The following is a 17,354-nucleotide window of genomic DNA, read 5'->3' as shown; positions in this document are numbered from 1 at the left end:
GGAGAGGGCTTATGGATAAAAAACGGGTTGTGATTGCTCTGGGCGGCAACGCCCTGGGCAGGGATATAGAAGAACAGAAGCAGGCAGTGGCAAAGACGGCTGAGGTAATCGTGGACCTGGTGCAGCAGGGCATGGACCTGATTATCACCCATGGCAACGGTCCCCAGGTGGGGATGATTCAGAATGCCATGGACCGGCTGGCCTGCAGCTATGAGGATTATAAGGAAACGCCGCTGCCTACATGCGTGGCCATGAGCCAGGGGTATATCGGAATTGACCTGCAGAATGCCATTAAATACGAGCTGTACAAGAGAAACATGGATGTAAAGGTATCCACCATTCTGTCCCAGGTGGAGGTGGACCCGGAGGATGAAGCGTTCCGCAATCCCACCAAGCCAATCGGCCGGTTCCTGACTGAGGAAGAGGCAAAGAAGAACATGGAAAACGGGATTCCCTGCATGGAAGACGCGGGAAGGGGCTACCGCATTGCAGTGGCTTCCCCCATGCCCATGAAAATCCGGGAGCTGAAAACCATAGAGACGCTGGTGGATGCCGGCCACATTGTCATAACCTGCGGAGGAGGAGGGATTCCGGTGGTCAATGACAACGGAAAGCTCTCAGGCGTCAACGCAGTCATTGACAAGGACAATGCCAGCAGCCTGCTGGCAGCGGAGCTGGAGGCTGATTACCTCATCATCCTGACGGCCGTGGAAAAGGTGGCCATCAATTTCGGAAGGGAGAACCAGGAGTGGCTCAGCGACCTTACGGTGGCCCAGGCAATGGAATACATTGCCCAGGAACAGTTCGCCAAGGGGTCCATGCTTCCAAAAATCGAGGCAGCCATCCGCTTTGCCCAGTCAGGCGAAGGCAGGCGTACCCTGATAACCCTGCTTGATAAGGCGGCGGAGGGAATTGCCGGAAGGACAGGAACAGTAATACATAAGTAGGCGGGAGATAAATTATGAACATACCAACAAATCTGTTTATGTGGATAATGGCATGTCTGCCAATCATTGTCCTGCTGCTGTTAATGATCCGGTTCCAGTGGGGGGCTACGGAAGCAGCCCCCGTGGGACTGGCCATCACGATTGTTACCGGCATTGTATTCTATAAAGCGGATATCAGGCTGCTGGCAGCCGAGAGCGCAAAAGGCATATGGAGCGCGCTGATTATCCTTCTGATTGTATGGACTGCCATTCTTCTGTACCAGGTGGCGGATGAGGCCCGTGCCTTTCTTGTAATCCGCAACGGGATGAGAAAGCTTCTGCCCAACGAACTTCTGATGGTTCTGGCCCTGGGATGGATACTGGAGAGCTTTCTCCAGGGAATCACAGGCTTCGGTGTACCGGTGGCAGTGGGAGCGCCCCTGCTCATGGGCATCGGCGTGGTCCCTGTATTTGCGGTCATCATACCTTTATTGGGGCAGGCGTGGGGTAATACCTTCGGAACCCTGGCAGCTGCCTGGGATGCCCTTGCCATGTCCACGGGACTTGTGCCCGGAACACCGGATTATCTGGCGGCAGCCTTCTGGGCAGGGGTGTTCATCTGGATGTGGAATGTGGTGATTGGCCTGGTGATTTGCTGGTTTTACGGAAAAGGAAAGGCTGTAAAGAAAGGGCTTCCAGCCCTTCTCATCCTGTCCCTGATTCAGGGCGGGGGAGAACTGCTTCTGACCAGGGTTAATACAACCATTGCCTGCTTTCTTCCGGCCTGCGTATCCCTGGTGGCCCTGTTCCTGATAGGCAGGATGAAGATGTACAGGCAGGAGTGGAGCGTGGAAGACAGCCGGCTGATGGACCGCAGGAACGCGGCCGGGACATCGGACGGGGCGCCGGCCGACATGACGCTGGTGCAGGCCTTTGTGCCCTATATCCTGCTGACCGCGGTCACCATGGTGGTGCTGGTGGTACCTCCGGTGAATCATCTGCTGAACCAGGTGTCCATTGGATTTTCCTTTCCGGAGACATCCACCGGGTATGGATTTGTGAACCAGGCATCGGAACTTTTTTCGCCTTTGCGGCCCTTCACCCATGCAAGCATGTTCCTGTTCCTGTCATCTATTGCGGGACTGGTATATTTTGGAAGGCACGGATGGATTCGGCCGGGAGGGGTTAAGCGTGTGTTTGTGCGCTCCGTAACCATGTCCATGCCTTCGGGAATCGCCATCATCGGTCTGGTCATCATGTCCAAAATCATGGGAGGAACCGGGCAGACCAGCGTGCTGGCGGACGGAATTGCAAGGGTTCTTGGCAAGACCTACGTCATATTGGCTCCCCTGGTGGGAATGGTGGGGTCCTTCATGACCGGAAGCAATATGTCATCCAATATTCTCTTCGGGGAATTCCAGGTAACCACTGCCGGCCTGCTTCATCTGAACCAGGCGCCAATCCTGGGAGCACAGACAGCGGGCGGTTCCATCGGAAGCGCCATCAGCCCCAGCAATATCATCCTGGGGACCACCACGGCGGGGATCCTGGGCAGCGAGGGACAGGTGCTGAAGAGAATCATTCCCTTCACCACCATTATGACGCTGGCAATCGGTATAATTGTGTTTCTGACAGTGGCTGTCTCATGACACGCAGGCAGCACAGGGGGAAAGAGAGGATACTGTATGGAGACAGAGAAGTTTTTTAAGACAAAGGGGGGCAGGCTGACCGTGGCCTTTGCAGCCATCCTGGCGGCGTTCGCCCTGATTCTGACAGAGCTTAGGATGCCGGGAGACGGGTCGTGCCTGTCCGGGTTTATCCTGCTGGTAGCGGCCATGCTGTACTCGCCGTTTAAGGTATATGTGATAGACAGAAAGAAGTCAAAAGAAATAAAATAGAGGGAATGGAAGGGCGTTCCCAAAAAAGAACAGAGAGGGTATAGGAATGGTAATTGAGGATATAACAGGCAGAATTGCCAGGGATTTGGAGCATTTAAAACAGTATACTGCAACACCGGGGAACGGCTGCACCAGACTTCCGTTCACAAAAGAAGCCAGACAGGCCGTGGAGTATCTGAAGGAACTGATGACAGAGAGCGGGCTGCAGGTGCGGGAGGACGCTGCCGGCAATGTGTTTGGGGTACTGCAGGGCGAAGACCCTGACGCTCCCTGCGTCATGATGGGCTCCCACTATGACTCTGTGTACAACGGAGGGGATTACGACGGAATAGCGGGCGTTATATGCGCCATTGAGGTGGCCCGTCTCCTGACAGAGGAGGGAATCAGGCCCAAAAGGGATTTTGTGGTGGCAGGGTTCTGCGATGAAGAGGGAACCCGGTTCGGAACAGGATACTTTGGTTCAGGAGCCATCCTGGGGCACCGGGACGTGGAATACACCAAGAAATTCCGGGATAAGGACGGCATATCCATCTATGAAGCCATGAAGGAATACGGGATGGACCCGGAGCGGATTGGGGAGGCTGTCTGGGAGAAGGGCAGGATTGGCTGCTTCCTGGAAGCGCATATTGAGCAGGGACCGGTCCTGGACACGGAAGGAACCGAGATAGGGCTGGTAGACTGTATTGTGGGCATCCAGCGGTACATGGTGACCGTACACGGCAGGGCCGACCATGCGGGAACCACTCCCATGGATATGAGGATGGACCCTGTGGACGCAGCTTCAAAGGTTATCTCCAGAATCGCGGACTGGGCCAGGGAAAAGGCGGACGGAACCGTTGCCACCGTGGGATATGTGAATACCATACCGGGGGGAATGAACATTGTGGCGGATACAGCGGAGTTTACCGTGGATATCCGTTCCAGGAATAACGACAACATAAACGACATTGCAGCCAGGATAAGAAAAGCCCTGGAACGGGCTGTAAAGGAGTACGGCGGCAGCTTTGACATGGAGAATAAGCTGACCATTACACCGGTGGAGCTTTCAAAGGAAATGCTGGACGTGATGGAGGAAGAGTGCAGGAGCCGGGGCTACAGCTGCAGGCGCATGTTAAGCGGCGCAGGCCATGATGCCCTGGAAATCGGGCAGGTGCTTCCCACGGTCATGCTGTTTGTTCCGAGCAAGGACGGACGGAGTCATTGTCCGGTTGAGTTTACCAGATACAGCGACCTGGCCAAGGCAGCGGTGGTCATGGAAAGGCTGGCGAAAGAAAAGGTTTTGGCATAACATATAAATATAGAAAAGACACAGGCGCAAGAATACTTGTATGCGTCTGTGTCTGTTCGTGTTATAATGAATGGTAACGTTGACCGGGCAAATAAAGGCGGTGGGGATGAAGATGGGATTAACGGTAAGAGAACTTCTTTTGACAGATGAAATGAAGGAAATAAAGGTACTTGGAGGCAGCAGGGGACTGGACAGGGAAATCAAAGGCGTGACAATCATCGAGGCGCCGGACATTGTAAAGTTTATTGACGGAGGCGAGGTTCTGCTGACTGGTTTGTATGCATTCCGGTCCTGTACGGTAGAAGAATTCCGCACATATATTAACGAGCTGACAAGAAAGAGCGTCAGCGCCCTTGTGTTAAAGCGGGGCAGAGAGGTGGACAATGCAGACACCAAGATTGAGCTGCTGTTTGCCTTTGCAGAGGAACATGACATCCCGGTTCTGGAGGTTCCTTTTGAGGTTTCCTTCAGGGATATCATGAGCCTGATTATGGAACGGCTGTTCAACGAGGAGGTAACCAGGCTTAAGTATTTTAAGACCACCCATGACAATTTCGCCGCCCTGGCCATTGCGCCTGATTCCACGGGAAAAGGGGTGGATGAGATACTGGATGTGCTGTCAAAGCTGATTCGCAATCCGGTGGCGGTTTTCAACCAGAACCTGTCCTGTCTGGCAGCCACGGACCAGGCGTCCAGGGAATTTGCTGTCAGCAGGGACGCAGTGCCTTTTGAGCCGGGCACTTATTCAAACTACACCTATATGAGACAGACAGGGGAGGTTTCCCAATGTCTGATTCAGGTAAAGATGAGTTTCCGGGAAAAGATATACCTGGTAGTGACAGAGTTAAACCAGCCCTTTGGGACCATGGACTGCATTGCCGCGGAGAGCGCCATCACGGCCCTGCGGTTTGAATTTTCCAGGCAGTATGCGGTGACGGAACTGGAGAAGAAGTTCCAGAATGATATTATACACAATATTCTGAACGGAAAAATACATTCCATGGGAGAGCTTCAGAAGAATACCAGCCTTCTGGGGGTTGACATCAACGGCAGCTACCGGGTCATTGTATTCGGAATGACAAACGAGAGCATGGCCAGAGGGGACTTTAAGGCAAAGGTAAAGGATATCGATGTATTGAGCGATTTAATCCGGAGCCGTATATCCAAAGCTAAAATACATAACGACCTTGATAAGATTGTAGTGATACAGGAGGTGGACCGGGAACAGACCCAGGAGGAATACCGCAAAAACATTAAAAAGATAGCGGAACAGGTCCAGGGGGATGTGGCCAGATATAACAAGTATCTCAAGATTAAGGCAGGGGCAGGGAGAGTGGTGGACGGCATCATCAATCTTCCGGAGAGCTTTAAAGAGGCTAACGAGGCATTTATGTTTGTGGATGTGGCGGGAGAGACGCCGGAGGACGGCAGCCCCCAGATTATGCTGTTTGCGGACCTGGGTATATTTAAGCTGCTGTGCCAGTTAAGCGACCCGTCCATGCTGCTGGAGTATGTGCCGGAGGGACTTCAGAAGCTTTATAACTATAAAAAGCCCCAGAGGGATGACCTGATTATTACCCTGAGGGCGTACCTGGACCGGAACCTGAACCTTTCCAAGACAGCCCAGGACCTTTACGTGCACTATAAGACCGCTGTCTACCGCATTGAAAAGATAGAAAAAATAACCGGAATTGATTTTGACAATGCCAACGAGGTGCTGGCTGTGCGGATTGGTCTGGTGGTGTATAAAATGATAGAGAATTACAACAAGGACTTCATATAGAGGCAGGAGAGATAGTTTATCCAGACTAGATAAATTATCTCTCTATTTTTATCTGTTTGCTCCGATGTAATCCGTTAAAATATTATCTATAATGTGCAATATAGATAAGAAGTACAGAAAAGAAATATAGGGCGTGTACAAGATTGCCAACAATCGGAAGCAAGGAGGGGTTAAATGGATATCAATTTAGACAGGATTCTTAACCGGCTGGAAGAACTGTACCAATGCGGGGCCCAGGAAGACGGGACATTCACCCGTATGGCCTATTCGCCGGAGGACAGGAAAGGACGGGAGACTTTTATAGGATATTTCCGGGAACTGGGAATCGAATCAAGAATGGATGCAGCCGGAAACCTGATTGCCAGACTGGAGGGAGAGGACCCGGACCTGCCGGCCATTATGACAGGCTCCCATCTGGACACGGTGCCGGACGGCGGAAGGTATGACGGGGCCCTGGGCTGCGTGGCCGGACTGGAGGTGTGCCAGACGCTGCTTGAGAGCGGCAGAAAGCTGCGCCATCCCCTGGAGGTTGTGGTATTTACGGATGAGGAAGGCTTCCGGTTCGGAAGCGGTATGCTGGGAAGCGGCGCCATGTGCGGCCAGGACCTGCACGTCAGCGGGGAAGACCAGGACATGTACGGCCAGTCCAGAGAGGATGTGCTTAAGGCCTGCGGATTAAAGGTGGCGGACCTGGGAAATGCCAGGAGGTCCGCTGAATCAGTACACTGTTTCCTGGAGCTTCATGTGGAACAGGGGGCCTCCCTTTACAAGAACCGGATTCCCGTGGGCGTGGTTACATCCATTGCAGGGGTGAGCCGGTTTGAAATCAAAGTCACGGGAGAGGCCAACCATGCGGGAAGCACGGTGATGGAGGACAGAAAGGATGCGCTGGTGGCTGCCGCCAGATTCGTGGCCCAGGTTCCGGAGATAGTGGCCATGTACGGCAATCCGTTTACAGTTGCCACCGTGGGAACCATGAAGGTGGTGCCCAACTCCGTGAATGTAATTCCTGGGGAGGCCGGCTTCCACCTGGAGATACGTGACCAGGATGAAAAAATTATGGAGACCATAGAGCAGAAGCTGAGGGAATGCCTGGATGAAATCTGCCGGGAGATGGGGGAGGAGTACAGCTTCAACCGGTTCTCCTACCATGAGCCTGCGCCGATGACGGAATGGGTAAGGGATGCCGTTGAGGCGTCTGTCAGGAAACTGGATATTCCGTATGCCAAAGTCCCAAGCGGGGCCTTCCATGATTCGCTGCTCATGACAACGGTTTTCCCCACAGGAATGATATTTGTTCCGAGCGTGGGCGGAATCAGCCATTCCAGACATGAGTTTACAGAGGGAAAGGATATTGGACTGGGATGCAGGGTGCTGCTGGAGACAGTCCTTCGCGCAGACAATCTATAAGCACTGTAAAAAACAATAAAAATAAAATGTGAAAGGCAGGTAATGTTATGGAAAAGAAAAGAATTGGTATTATTGGCGGAGGTATTTCAGGAACATGTCTCGGATATCATCTGAGCCTTTATGACAATGCTGAGGTCATTGTATTTGAGAAGGATACCATTGGCGGGGCTTCCACGGCCAAGTCCGCAGGAACCGTATGTCTCTTTGACGATTCGCTGAGAAACAGATACTGGGACGTAAGGTTATATGGTTTTGAGTCATATCTGAAGATGGAAGCAGAGGAAAAGGGCTCTGCCGGGTTTGACAAGACAGGAACCCTGGTGGTTGCAACCGACGAGAAGGTAGAGGCTACCATTAAGACCGGCATTGCGCTGGCAAAGGCAGCCGGTTATACAGGCGAGTACATAACGGACAAGGACAGGATTAAGGAAATCCTTCCTGATATCTCCACAGACAATATCCTGGGCGCAGGCTACACACAGGATGACGGATACTTTGACGGAACCATGATTTCCAATACCTATGCAAAGAAGATGCAGAAGAACGGCGGCGTTATCAGGACCGGCGTGAAGGTGACGGAGGTTCTGAAAGAAGGAAATAAGATTAAAGGCCTTAAGACAAACGACGGCCAGGAATACGAATTTGACTATGTGGTGGACTGTACCGGTCCATGGAGCAAATTTACCGGCGAGATGGTGGGCATGGACGTGCCGATTTGGCATACAAAGGCAGAAGCATTCTTTTTATGCCCTCCTGGAAAGAAATTAGGATATACCTTCCCGGTGCTGAAATATCCGGCCTTTTACGCCCTCCGCGCAGGAGACAATATCTTTATCTGCAAGTCCCATCTTTCCATGGACCTGAACAATCCCATGCATGCGGGACAGTGGAATCCGGACAAGCTTCCTGCCACAGGCGGAACCGACGATTACTTTATTGATTTCCTGTTAGACCAGCTGGAGTGCAGGGTGCCGGGCATTGTGGACAGCGGACTGGTATCATCCTGGCTGTCATACCGTGCAGAGCCAAAGGACTTCCTTCCCATTTTAGGCGAGACGCCGGTGGAGGGCTATATCCTGGCAACCGGTTACGGCGGCAACGGCGTTATCGAGGCGCCGGCTGCCAGCAGGGACCTTGCAAAATTCATTATGCGGGGGGAGAAGACACCGCTATTGGAAGACTGGGCATTTGAGCGTCTGTTAAAATAAGAAGGCAGCGGAGAGGAGAAAATATGGATATAGCGGTTCTTATAAAACAGGTTCCTGTTTCCAATGATGTTTCCGTGGACCCCGTGACCCATGCCCTGATTCGTTCCAGTTCAGAGGGCATGATTAACCCTGCGGACCTGAACGCAATTGAGGCTGCCATGGTTTTAAAGGAACAGACAGGCGGCAAGGTGACCGTATTCACCATGGGACCGGCTGATGCTGAGAAGGCGTTACGGGACGCCATGGCTCTGGGATGCGATGAGAGCTGCCTCATCACGGACCGGTGTCTTGCAGGAGGAGATACCATTGCAACGGCCAGGGTGCTGGCAAAAAGCATTGAGAGATATGGAACATTTGACCTGCTCTTAAGCGGTGCGCTGTCTGCGGACGGCGCCACCGGACAGGTGGGTGCCATGGTGGCGGAATATATGGGCATCCCCCATGTGGCTGAGGTACAGGGACTCTTATACGATGAGGGCGGCAAGGACTGTATCACGGCTGTGAAAAAGTATCAGGGCATGGAGTGGAAGATTAAGGCGTCCCTGCCTGCCCTGGTGAGCATATGCTTCGGAAGCAATGAGCCGCGTCTGGCAACCCTGCGCTCCAAGAGGGCGGCCAAGAACAAGCCCCTGGAGGTATATACCAATGCAGAGCTTCAGCTGGAGGCGGAGGAGATTGGCCTTCCCGGCTCTCCCACAGAGGTAACGGATTCATTCCAGCCTGAGAGCACCAGAAAAGCCCGGATGCTTACGGGCACGCCGGAGGAGCTGGCGGCCAGACTCAAGGAGCTGATTGAGATTGAGAAAGGAAAAGAATAGATGGCGAACGGAATTTGTGTTTTTGCAGAAAATTATAATGGGAATTTAGAACCCGTTGTGGCAGAACTGGTCCGCGCAGCCCATTGCATCAAGGAAACCACCGGTGAAAAGATACAGGCCGCTGTCCTGGCCAGGGACGGTAAGAACCTGGTGGCCCAGCTGGAACAGCTTGGGGTTGATGAGATATATGTGGTGGAGACAGACAGGGACTGCCTGTTCCAGGATGACGCGGTTAGCCAGGTGATGGCGGAAATGCTGAAACGCATGGAACCTTCCAGCGTGCTGATTCCGGCCACTCCCACAGGCCGCTCCGTCTTTTCCAGAGTGGCTGCCCGTCTGGGCTGCGGTATGACGGCGGACTGCACGGAATTAGCCGTGGACACCAGGGAGGACGGCAGCTTTTACATCAAGCAGAACAAGCCCTCCTTTGGGGAAAATGTATTTGTCACCATTGTGACAAAGAAAGGGGTCTATCCCCAGATGATGACAGTAAGGCCCGGCGTGTACACTCCCTATGAGGCGGAGGAGGGCAGAAGGGCGGATGTTGTATATTATAAAGACATCGCCCTCCCGGAATCCGGGATTCAGGTAGTGTCGAGCGCGCCTGCATTAAGCGATACGGACAGCATCCTGGCAGCAGAGGTTGTGGTGGTCGGCGGACGCGGCGCTGAGAGCGAGGAAAACTTTACGCTCTTAAAAAAGTTTGCCGAAAAGCTGGAAGCTGCAATCGGAGGCACCAGGCCGCTGGCAGATACCGGATTCATTCCATTTGAGCACCAGATTGGACAGACCGGATTCACCATACGGCCCAAGGTCTGCATCTCCCTGGGCGTATCCGGAGCCATCCAGCACACGGAAGGCATAAAAGACACCAAGCTGTTTGTGGCAATCAACCAGGATGAAAGCGCGCCGATATTCAATATTGCGGATTACGGCATGGTCTGCGATATGAAGGATGTGCTGGAAGCTTACATGAAGCTGTAAGCCGGAGCCGCGGTATGCACCGGCAGAAAGGAAGGGACCATGGACTTATTAGAGATTATGAGGAAGAGGCGCAGCATCAGGAACTACAGCAATGAGGCGATTCCGGAGGAAGACCTTAAAAAAGTGCTGCAGGCAGGCCTTTTATCTGCGTCTGGCAAGGCAAAACGTCCCTGGGAGTTTATCGCCGTGCGCAGCAGGCAGACCCTGGACACTCTCTCCGGATGCAGGGCAGGAGGCGTGAGCATGCTCAGGCAGGCCCAGTGCGCCATAGTTGTCATTGGCGATGAAAAGGAGCAGGACGTGTGGATTGAGGATTGTTCCGTGGCCATGGCAAACATGCATCTGATGGCATCCAGCCTGGGGATTGGCAGCTGCTGGGTCCAGGGAAGGCTGAGGGACGCGGACGGAAAGACCACGGAGGAATACGTAAGGGAATGCCTGGGATTTCCGGAACATTACAGGCTGGAGGCCATCCTGGCCCTTGGAATGCCGGCGGCAGAGGCGCCTGCGTATCAACTGGATGAACTGCCCATGGAAAAGATAAAATGGGAGAGGTATCAGAATTAAATTTAAGAAGGAATACTGTCAGAGGCAGCACTCCGCAGAGGAGAAAATGACAGGAGGGGAAAAGCCGCCGGGCCAGATTGGGTCCGGCGGCTTTTCCAAGTCTTGTAATATGGGCGGGGATGTTGTATATTGTTAATACAATGCCTGAAACAGTCTGACAGCAGGTGCTTATAGGAGGAATGTATGGAGGAAAAGGGAAAGAATGTGGCCAGCCGTATAAAGACCGAAACACAGGATAAGGGCAGGGAAAAGGATAAGAAGGCCTTAAGGCCGGACTGCCTGGACCACCTGGCCCTGCCCCGCACCGTTCACCTGGTGCCCATGGACTATGTGGAAGGATATGCGGTCAGGCCCGGGTTCTATGAGATAAACGGCGCTACCGCCATACCGGGAGGCGTCAACTTTACGGTGTACTCACATGGGGCCACGTCCATTGAACTGCTCCTGTTCAGGCGGACGGAGGAGGAGCCCTACGCGGTCCTTCCCTTTCCAAAGCATTACCGCATCGGCAATGTGTATTCCATGATTGTATTCCAGCTGGATATCGGTGAATTTGAGTATGCGTACCGGGTGGACGGCCCCTATGAACCGGAAAAGGGGCTTATATTTGACAAGACCAGATATCTGCTGGACCCCTACGCCAAAGCGGTGACAGGACAGAGCCGGTGGGGGGACCCGCTGCCGGGCTGCCAGCATTATAAGGCCAGGGTGGTCAGGGATGATTTTGACTGGGCGGATATGGCACAGCCCCTGACCCCGATGGAGGATTTAATTATTTACGAACTGCATGTCAGGGGATTTACCATGCATGGCTCCTCGGCCGTACTTCATCCCGGAACCTTTGAGGGATTGATGGAGAAGCTCCCTTATCTCCTGGAACTGGGCGTGAACGTGGTGGAGCTGATGCCTGTATTTGAATTCGACGAGATGCAGGATTACCGGGAGGTGGACGGCCGGAAGCTTTATAATTACTGGGGATACAACACAGTAAGCTTCTTTTCGCCCAACACCAGCTACACTGCCGGAACGGAGTACAACCGGGAGGGGAATGAACTTAAGAAACTAATCCGGGTGTTCAACCAGCACGGGATTGAGGTCTACCTGGACGTGGTGTTCAACCACACGGCGGAGGGGAATGAGGACGGGCCTTTCTTCTCATTTAAGGGATTTGACAACAATATATATTATCTGCTGACCCCTGAGGGATATTACTACAATTTCAGCGGCTGCGGCAATACCATGAACTGCAATCACCCCATTGTACAGCAGATGATTGTCAACTGCCTGCGCTACTGGGTCACGGCCTACCGGATTGACGGGTTCCGTTTTGACCTGGCTTCCATTATGGGACGCAGCCAGGACGGCGCTCCCATGAGCAAGCCTCCCCTGCTTGAGGCCCTTGCCTTTGACCCCATTCTGGGCGATGTAAAGCTCATAGCCGAGGCCTGGGATGCAGACGGACTTTACCAGGTGGGCACCTTCCCGTCCTGGAACCGGTGGGCGGAGTGGAACGGCAGGTACAGGGACGACATGCGCCGCCATATCAAGGGAGACGGGGGCATGGCCCAGGCAGCCGCCCTGCGCATCGCCGGTTCCCGGGATATCTATGCGGACCGTGACAGGAAGAACGCTTCCGTGAATTTTATTACCTGCCATGACGGATTTACCCTTTACGACCTGTTCTCCTATAATGTAAAGCACAATGAGCCAAACGGATGGAACAATACGGACGGTGCCAATGACAACAACAGCTGGAACTGCGGCGCAGAAGGGGAGACAGAGGATTCTCAGGTGGAAAAACTGAGACGGCGCATGGTGCGCAATGCGTGCGCCCTTCTCATGTGCAGCCGGGGAACGCCCATGTTCCTGGCAGGAGATGAGTTCTGCAACACCCAGTTCGGCAATAACAATGCATATTGCCAGGACAATGAGATTTCCTGGCTGGATTGGGGAAGGCTGGGGCAATATAAGGATATATTCCGGTTTTTCCAATATATGATACGGTTCCGCAGGACCCACCGTCTGGTACGGGCCAATGTGAGCGGCGGGGCCTGCGGCTTTCCGGATGTGAGCTTTCACGGGGTAAAGCCCTGGTGCAGCTCCTTTGCGGAGTATGAGCGATATGTGGGAGTCATGTTTGCCGGACAGGAGGAAGGAAAAGGCCCGCAGACCGTGTACATTGCTTCCAATGCATACTGGGAGGCCCTGGACGTGGAGCTGCCGGCCCTTCCCGGCGCAATGGCATGGGAGGTGGCCGCGGATACCTGGGAGGAGCTGCCGGCTCCAGGTCCCCTGGAGGGCGGAGGATTCAGGATTCGTCCCAGGACCGTGATGGTGCTGGTGGGAAAATAGGAGTGCCGCCCAGGGGAAGGGGGCGTATGATGGCGCCGGTTCCCCTGGTTTCTTAAGCTGAATTCCAGTTCCTTACAAAATCATAAAAATTGATTTATAGTGTCGCAAATCTGAAAAAGTTGTGGTATACTAAATTGATATGTTATGAAAAAGCGTAAGAGGTACCTGTATGCTGAACGAAGAAAAGGTCAGATATATGACTGGTCTGGCCATATTTGAAAAGAATGAGGGCAGGAAGATATTTCCCATTAACCGTTATTTTAAAAAGGATTATGTCGGCGGACAGATGTTCCGCTCCTTTTTCGGTTATACCTTCTGCTATCTGCTGGTTCTGCTTCTGTGGATACTCTACAAACTGGACGTGCTGCTGGGCGGCATGAGCATAGAAGAATTGCTGGAGTGCGGCAGGAACTGGGGAATCCTTTATGTGGGGGGACTGGTATTTTACCTGTTGGTGACCTGGATTGTATATTCCAGAAGATACGACTATGCGTCGCGTTCCCAGACCATGTATGCATCCAGACTGAGACACCTGGTCAAGAAATATGACAACAAAGACAGGACCGACAGGACCAAGGACAACAGAGGAGGAAGGGTTCGATGACAAGTCTTCTGCTATGGAAAGAACATCTGAAACGATTTTACAACCGCTACAGTTACGGAATACAGCCGGTGGTGCGCTTCCTGTTTGCGCTCTGCACCGTCATAAGCCTTAATACGAATATCGGATATATGGCAAAGCTAAAAAGCCCTCTGGTTATTCTTCCGGTCTGTCTGGTCAGCGCATTTCTGCCCTACGGAGCCATTGTGTTCCTGGCGGGCTGTCTGATGATTGCCCATGTATACGCGGTTTCGCTGGAGATGGCCCTGATTGCCATTGTGCTGATACTGACCATTGCCATCCTCTATTACGGATTCAAGCCCGGGGACAGTTACCTGATGGTTTTAACGCCCCTTGCCTTCCTGTTTAAGATTCCCTATGTGGTCCCCCTGCTGGTGGGACTGGGGGGAAGCCTGGCTTCCGTGATTCCCGTTGGCTGCGGCGTGTTCCTGTACTACCTGCTCATATATGTGAAGCAGAATGCAGGCATCCTGGCTGCCAGCGACGGCTCTGTGGACATTGTTCAGAAGTACAGCCAGATTCTCAAATCTGTTCTCTTTAACCAGACCATGATGGTTATGATTGCCACCTGTGCGGTGGGCATCATCGTGGTGTACCTTATACGCAGGCTGTCCATGGATTATGCATGGGTGGTTGCCATTGTGGCGGGCTCTGTGGCGGAGCTTCTGGCCATTTTTGTGGGGGATTTTGTGTTCGGGGTATCTGTTCCCGTGGGACAGATGATTCTGGGACTGGTTTTATCGGCAGCCATAGCGGCTGTATTCAATTTTTTTGTCCTGTCCGTGGATTATACCAGGACCGAATATGTGCAGTTTGAGGACGACGACTATTATTATTATGTGAAGGCGGTGCCCAAGATGACCGTGAGCACCCCGGATGTGAAGGTACAGAAAATCAGTACCCATAAACGCGGCACAAGGGAGAGAAACTCGTATTAATGAAAAAAAGTGAACGTAAGGAGGTGAGAGTATGGCGGAACTGCTGGTAAAGGTGACATCCTGGCTGTCGCTGCTGCCAAGGATATCAGTGGGAAATATTCTGGAAATCGTGATTATTTCCTTTCTGGTCTATGAACTTCTGGTGTGGATTAAGAACACCAGGGCCTGGAACCTGTTAAAGGGACTTCTGGTTATCCTGGTGTTTGTGCTGTTTGCCGCCGTGCTTCATCTGACCACCATATTGTGGATTCTGGAGAATACCACCACCATTGCGGTGACAGCCCTTCTGGTCATATTCCAGCCTGAGCTGCGAAAGGCCCTGGAACAGCTGGGAAGCCGCAATTATATGTCCTATCTCTTTTCCTTTGACGAGGGCAAGGATAACCAGGGTTTTAACGACAAGACCATCAACGAGCTGGTCCGGGCCACCTTTGAGATGGCCAAGGTAAAGACCGGCGCCCTGATGGTGATTGAACGGGGTTCTTCCCTGAAGGAGATAGAGAGGACGGGAATCGAGATTAACGGGCTGGTGACCAGCCAGCTGCTTATTAATATTTTTGAACACAACACGCCCCTTCATGACGGGGCGGTGGTTATACGGGGCAACCGCATCACGGCTGCCACCTGCTATCTGCCGCTGACCGATAACATGAGCATCAGCAAGGACCTGGGCACGCGCCACAGGGCGGCTGTGGGCGTAAGCGAGGCCACGGACAGCATTACCATCGTGGTGTCGGAGGAAACCGGAAGGGTATCGGTAGCAGAAGGAGGAATGCTGGCCAGGATACCAGATGCAGAAAGCCTCAAAAAGGTACTTTCCAATGTCAAAGAGGAGACTGTTTCATTGAACCGATTTAAAATATGGAAGGGAAGGCTGAAGAATGGAAAAAAAGCTGTCTAACAATATTGGGCTTAAAGTACTTTCTGTCTTCCTGGCATTTTTTGTCTGGCTGGCAGTGGTGAACATCAACAACCCGGAAGACTCGGATTCAAAGGAAGTTCCGCTGGATATTGTCAACGAGGGCATCCTGACCTCCAACGGCAAGACATATGAACTTTTGACGGATAAGGAGACTGTTACGGTCAGCTACCGTGTAAGGACACTGGATAAGGCGGGCATCAGCTCATCTGACTTCAGGGCCTATATTGACCTGGCTGATATATATGAGCCCACAGGCGCAGTGCCGGTGAAGATAGAGGTCAAGAACAACAAGCGGCTTTTGGAGACACCGGTGGCAAAGCCGGGGGTTATCCGCGTTAAGACAGAGGATTTGCAGCGCAAGCCCTTTGAACTCACGCCAAAGGTGGTAGGGGAGGTGGCCGAGGGATACGACAAGGGCATTCCTTCTGTTTCACCCAATTATATCTATGTCAGCGGCCCCATGTCTGTGGTGGGCCAAATCAGCGCGGTGGGAATCGTGATTGATGTGGACGGAGCAGACTCCAACCTGGCAGACAGCGCTCCTGTGGTGTGCTTTGACGCCAATGGGAATGAGATACCAACCGATGAGCGCGTCACATTCAGCCGTTCCAGTGTGGATTATACAATGCCTATTCTGAAACGCAAGAGCCTTGTCCTGAATTTTGAGACAGAGGGCAGGGTTGCGGACGGATACCGGTATACGGGGATTGAGAGCAGCCGCAATTCAGTGGCTGTCAACGGACTGAAATCCGACCTGGCCAGCATTAATTCCATTACGATTCCAAGCTCTGAGCTGAATATGGACGGAGCCACAGGGGATAAGGAAGTTACCATCGACATCAGCCAGTACCTGCCGGAGGGTGTTTCCCTTTCGGACGAGTCATCCAATGAGGTGAAGGTTGTCATCAAGGTGGAGGCTCTGGAAAGCAGGACATTTGAGCTTAGGACCAGCCAGATTAAGCGGGTGGGAGCCCACAGCGATTATGAATATCAGTATGACAGGGATTCTGTGAACCTGGTTATCAGAGGCCTGAAGGAAGACCTGGACCAGCTTTCGGTTACCGCATTAGGCGCTGAGATGGATGTGGAGGACATGGTTCCGGGAGAGAACAGCGGGGAGATTACCTTCCAGCTGGGAGATGCCTATGAACTGGTCAGCTACGACCGCATCCAGGTGACGGTGACGGAAAAAGGACCGTCTGCCGACAGTACCACGGCCAGCGGGGATGAGAGCCGGGATGAGACGGAACGTGAGACATCAGAAGGTCCTGCCAGCACGTCCAAGGCAGAACCCGGTCAGTAACAAAAAGCAAGGAGAGAGGTATAATGGTAAGCAAAACAACAGTAATCAAGAATCCGTCCGGCCTGCATCTGAGGCCGGCGGGAGTCCTCTGCAAGGAGGCATTGCGCTATAAATCAAAAATATCCTTCAAGGTGCGCACCACCACGGCCAATGCCAAGAGTGTATTAAGCGTCCTTGGAGCTTGCGTGAAATCTGGAGACGAGATTGAATTCGTCTGCGAGGGGCCAGATGAGAAGGAAGCACTGGAGGCCATGGTTGGTATTGTGGAGGCCGGGTTAGGAGAGTAGATTGACGGCAACCAAAGGTTGTGAGTATAAATGAATTTTTAATAAGGA

Annotated in this window: 16 protein-coding genes; all 16 read left to right on the top strand. The window is 52.8% G+C overall.

Annotation, left to right across the window (positions count from 1 at the left end; genetic code table 11):
* The first annotated feature begins 11 nt into the window (after window positions 1-11).
* The 16 genes from arcC (at window position 12) to I2H39_RS02550 (ending at window position 17,306) form a co-directional block, all read left to right on the top strand.
* Window positions 12-947: a carbamate kinase gene (arcC, locus tag I2H39_RS02625; protein ID WP_138306172.1), complete on the top strand. Its 936-nt coding sequence runs from the start codon at window positions 12-14 to the stop codon at window positions 945-947.
* 14 nt (window positions 948-961) lie between these two features.
* Window positions 962-2,575 (top strand): L-lactate permease, encoded by a 1,614-nt coding sequence (locus I2H39_RS02620; RefSeq protein WP_138306173.1) that lies wholly within the window; start codon window positions 962-964, stop codon window positions 2,573-2,575.
* Between the two features lie 36 nt (window positions 2,576-2,611).
* Window positions 2,612-2,824: a hypothetical protein gene (locus tag I2H39_RS02615; RefSeq protein WP_138306174.1), complete on the top strand. Its 213-nt coding sequence runs from the start codon at window positions 2,612-2,614 to the stop codon at window positions 2,822-2,824.
* Between the two features lie 46 nt (window positions 2,825-2,870).
* Window positions 2,871-4,112 carry a M20 family metallo-hydrolase gene (locus I2H39_RS02610; protein ID WP_138306175.1) on the top strand — a complete coding sequence of 414 codons (1,242 nt, stop codon included), beginning with the start codon at window positions 2,871-2,873 and terminating at the stop codon, window positions 4,110-4,112.
* A 106-nt stretch (window positions 4,113-4,218) separates the two neighbouring features.
* A complete protein-coding gene (locus tag I2H39_RS02605; RefSeq protein WP_330640948.1) occupies window positions 4,219-5,895 on the top strand; it encodes a PucR family transcriptional regulator ligand-binding domain-containing protein in 1,677 nt (558 codons plus the stop codon).
* Between the two features lie 174 nt (window positions 5,896-6,069).
* Entirely contained in the window at window positions 6,070-7,305 is a 1,236-nt protein-coding gene (locus tag I2H39_RS02600) for a Zn-dependent hydrolase (RefSeq protein ID WP_138306177.1), read from the top strand.
* Between the two features lie 47 nt (window positions 7,306-7,352).
* Complete coding sequence (locus I2H39_RS02595; protein WP_138306178.1) at window positions 7,353-8,513, top strand: FAD-dependent oxidoreductase; 1,161 nt, start codon at window positions 7,353-7,355, stop codon at window positions 8,511-8,513.
* 23 nt (window positions 8,514-8,536) lie between these two features.
* Window positions 8,537-9,331, top strand: coding sequence for an electron transfer flavoprotein subunit beta/FixA family protein (locus I2H39_RS02590; protein ID WP_195625736.1), 795 nt, complete (start codon window positions 8,537-8,539; stop codon window positions 9,329-9,331).
* Window positions 9,332-10,315, top strand: coding sequence for an electron transfer flavoprotein subunit alpha/FixB family protein (locus I2H39_RS02585; protein WP_195625735.1), 984 nt, complete (start codon window positions 9,332-9,334; stop codon window positions 10,313-10,315).
* Between the two features lie 39 nt (window positions 10,316-10,354).
* Window positions 10,355-10,882 carry a nitroreductase family protein gene (locus I2H39_RS02580; RefSeq protein ID WP_195625734.1) on the top strand — a complete coding sequence of 176 codons (528 nt, stop codon included), beginning with the start codon at window positions 10,355-10,357 and terminating at the stop codon, window positions 10,880-10,882.
* 321 nt (window positions 10,883-11,203) lie between these two features.
* Window positions 11,204-13,234 carry an alpha-amylase family glycosyl hydrolase gene (locus I2H39_RS02575; RefSeq protein ID WP_347563775.1) on the top strand — a complete coding sequence of 677 codons (2,031 nt, stop codon included), beginning with the start codon at window positions 11,204-11,206 and terminating at the stop codon, window positions 13,232-13,234.
* Between the two features lie 169 nt (window positions 13,235-13,403).
* Window positions 13,404-13,838 (top strand): hypothetical protein, encoded by a 435-nt coding sequence (locus I2H39_RS02570; RefSeq protein ID WP_138306183.1) that lies wholly within the window; start codon window positions 13,404-13,406, stop codon window positions 13,836-13,838.
* Window positions 13,835-14,794 carry an ABC transporter permease gene (locus I2H39_RS02565; protein WP_138306184.1) on the top strand — a complete coding sequence of 320 codons (960 nt, stop codon included), beginning with the start codon at window positions 13,835-13,837 and terminating at the stop codon, window positions 14,792-14,794. The genes I2H39_RS02570 and I2H39_RS02565 overlap by 4 nt, the downstream gene beginning before the upstream one ends.
* Window positions 14,795-14,825: 31 nt before the next feature.
* On the top strand, window positions 14,826-15,695 hold the full coding sequence (gene cdaA, locus I2H39_RS02560; protein WP_195625733.1) for a diadenylate cyclase CdaA: 870 nt from the start codon (window positions 14,826-14,828) through the stop codon (window positions 15,693-15,695).
* Complete coding sequence (locus I2H39_RS02555; RefSeq protein ID WP_195625732.1) at window positions 15,676-17,019, top strand: CdaR family protein; 1,344 nt, start codon at window positions 15,676-15,678, stop codon at window positions 17,017-17,019. The genes cdaA and I2H39_RS02555 overlap by 20 nt, the downstream gene beginning before the upstream one ends.
* Before the next feature lie 23 nt (window positions 17,020-17,042).
* A complete protein-coding gene (locus I2H39_RS02550) occupies window positions 17,043-17,306 on the top strand; it encodes an HPr family phosphocarrier protein (RefSeq protein WP_002583469.1) in 264 nt (87 codons plus the stop codon).
* Window positions 17,307-17,354 lie beyond the last annotated feature (48 nt).

The organism is Clostridium sp. 1001283B150225_161107_B6 (assembly GCF_015556325.1).
In the GTDB taxonomy this organism is placed as follows: Bacteria; Bacillota; Clostridia; order Lachnospirales; family Lachnospiraceae; genus Enterocloster.
Note: the sequence above shows the minus strand (reverse complement) of the source record. Positions and strands in the feature narration are given on the sequence as shown.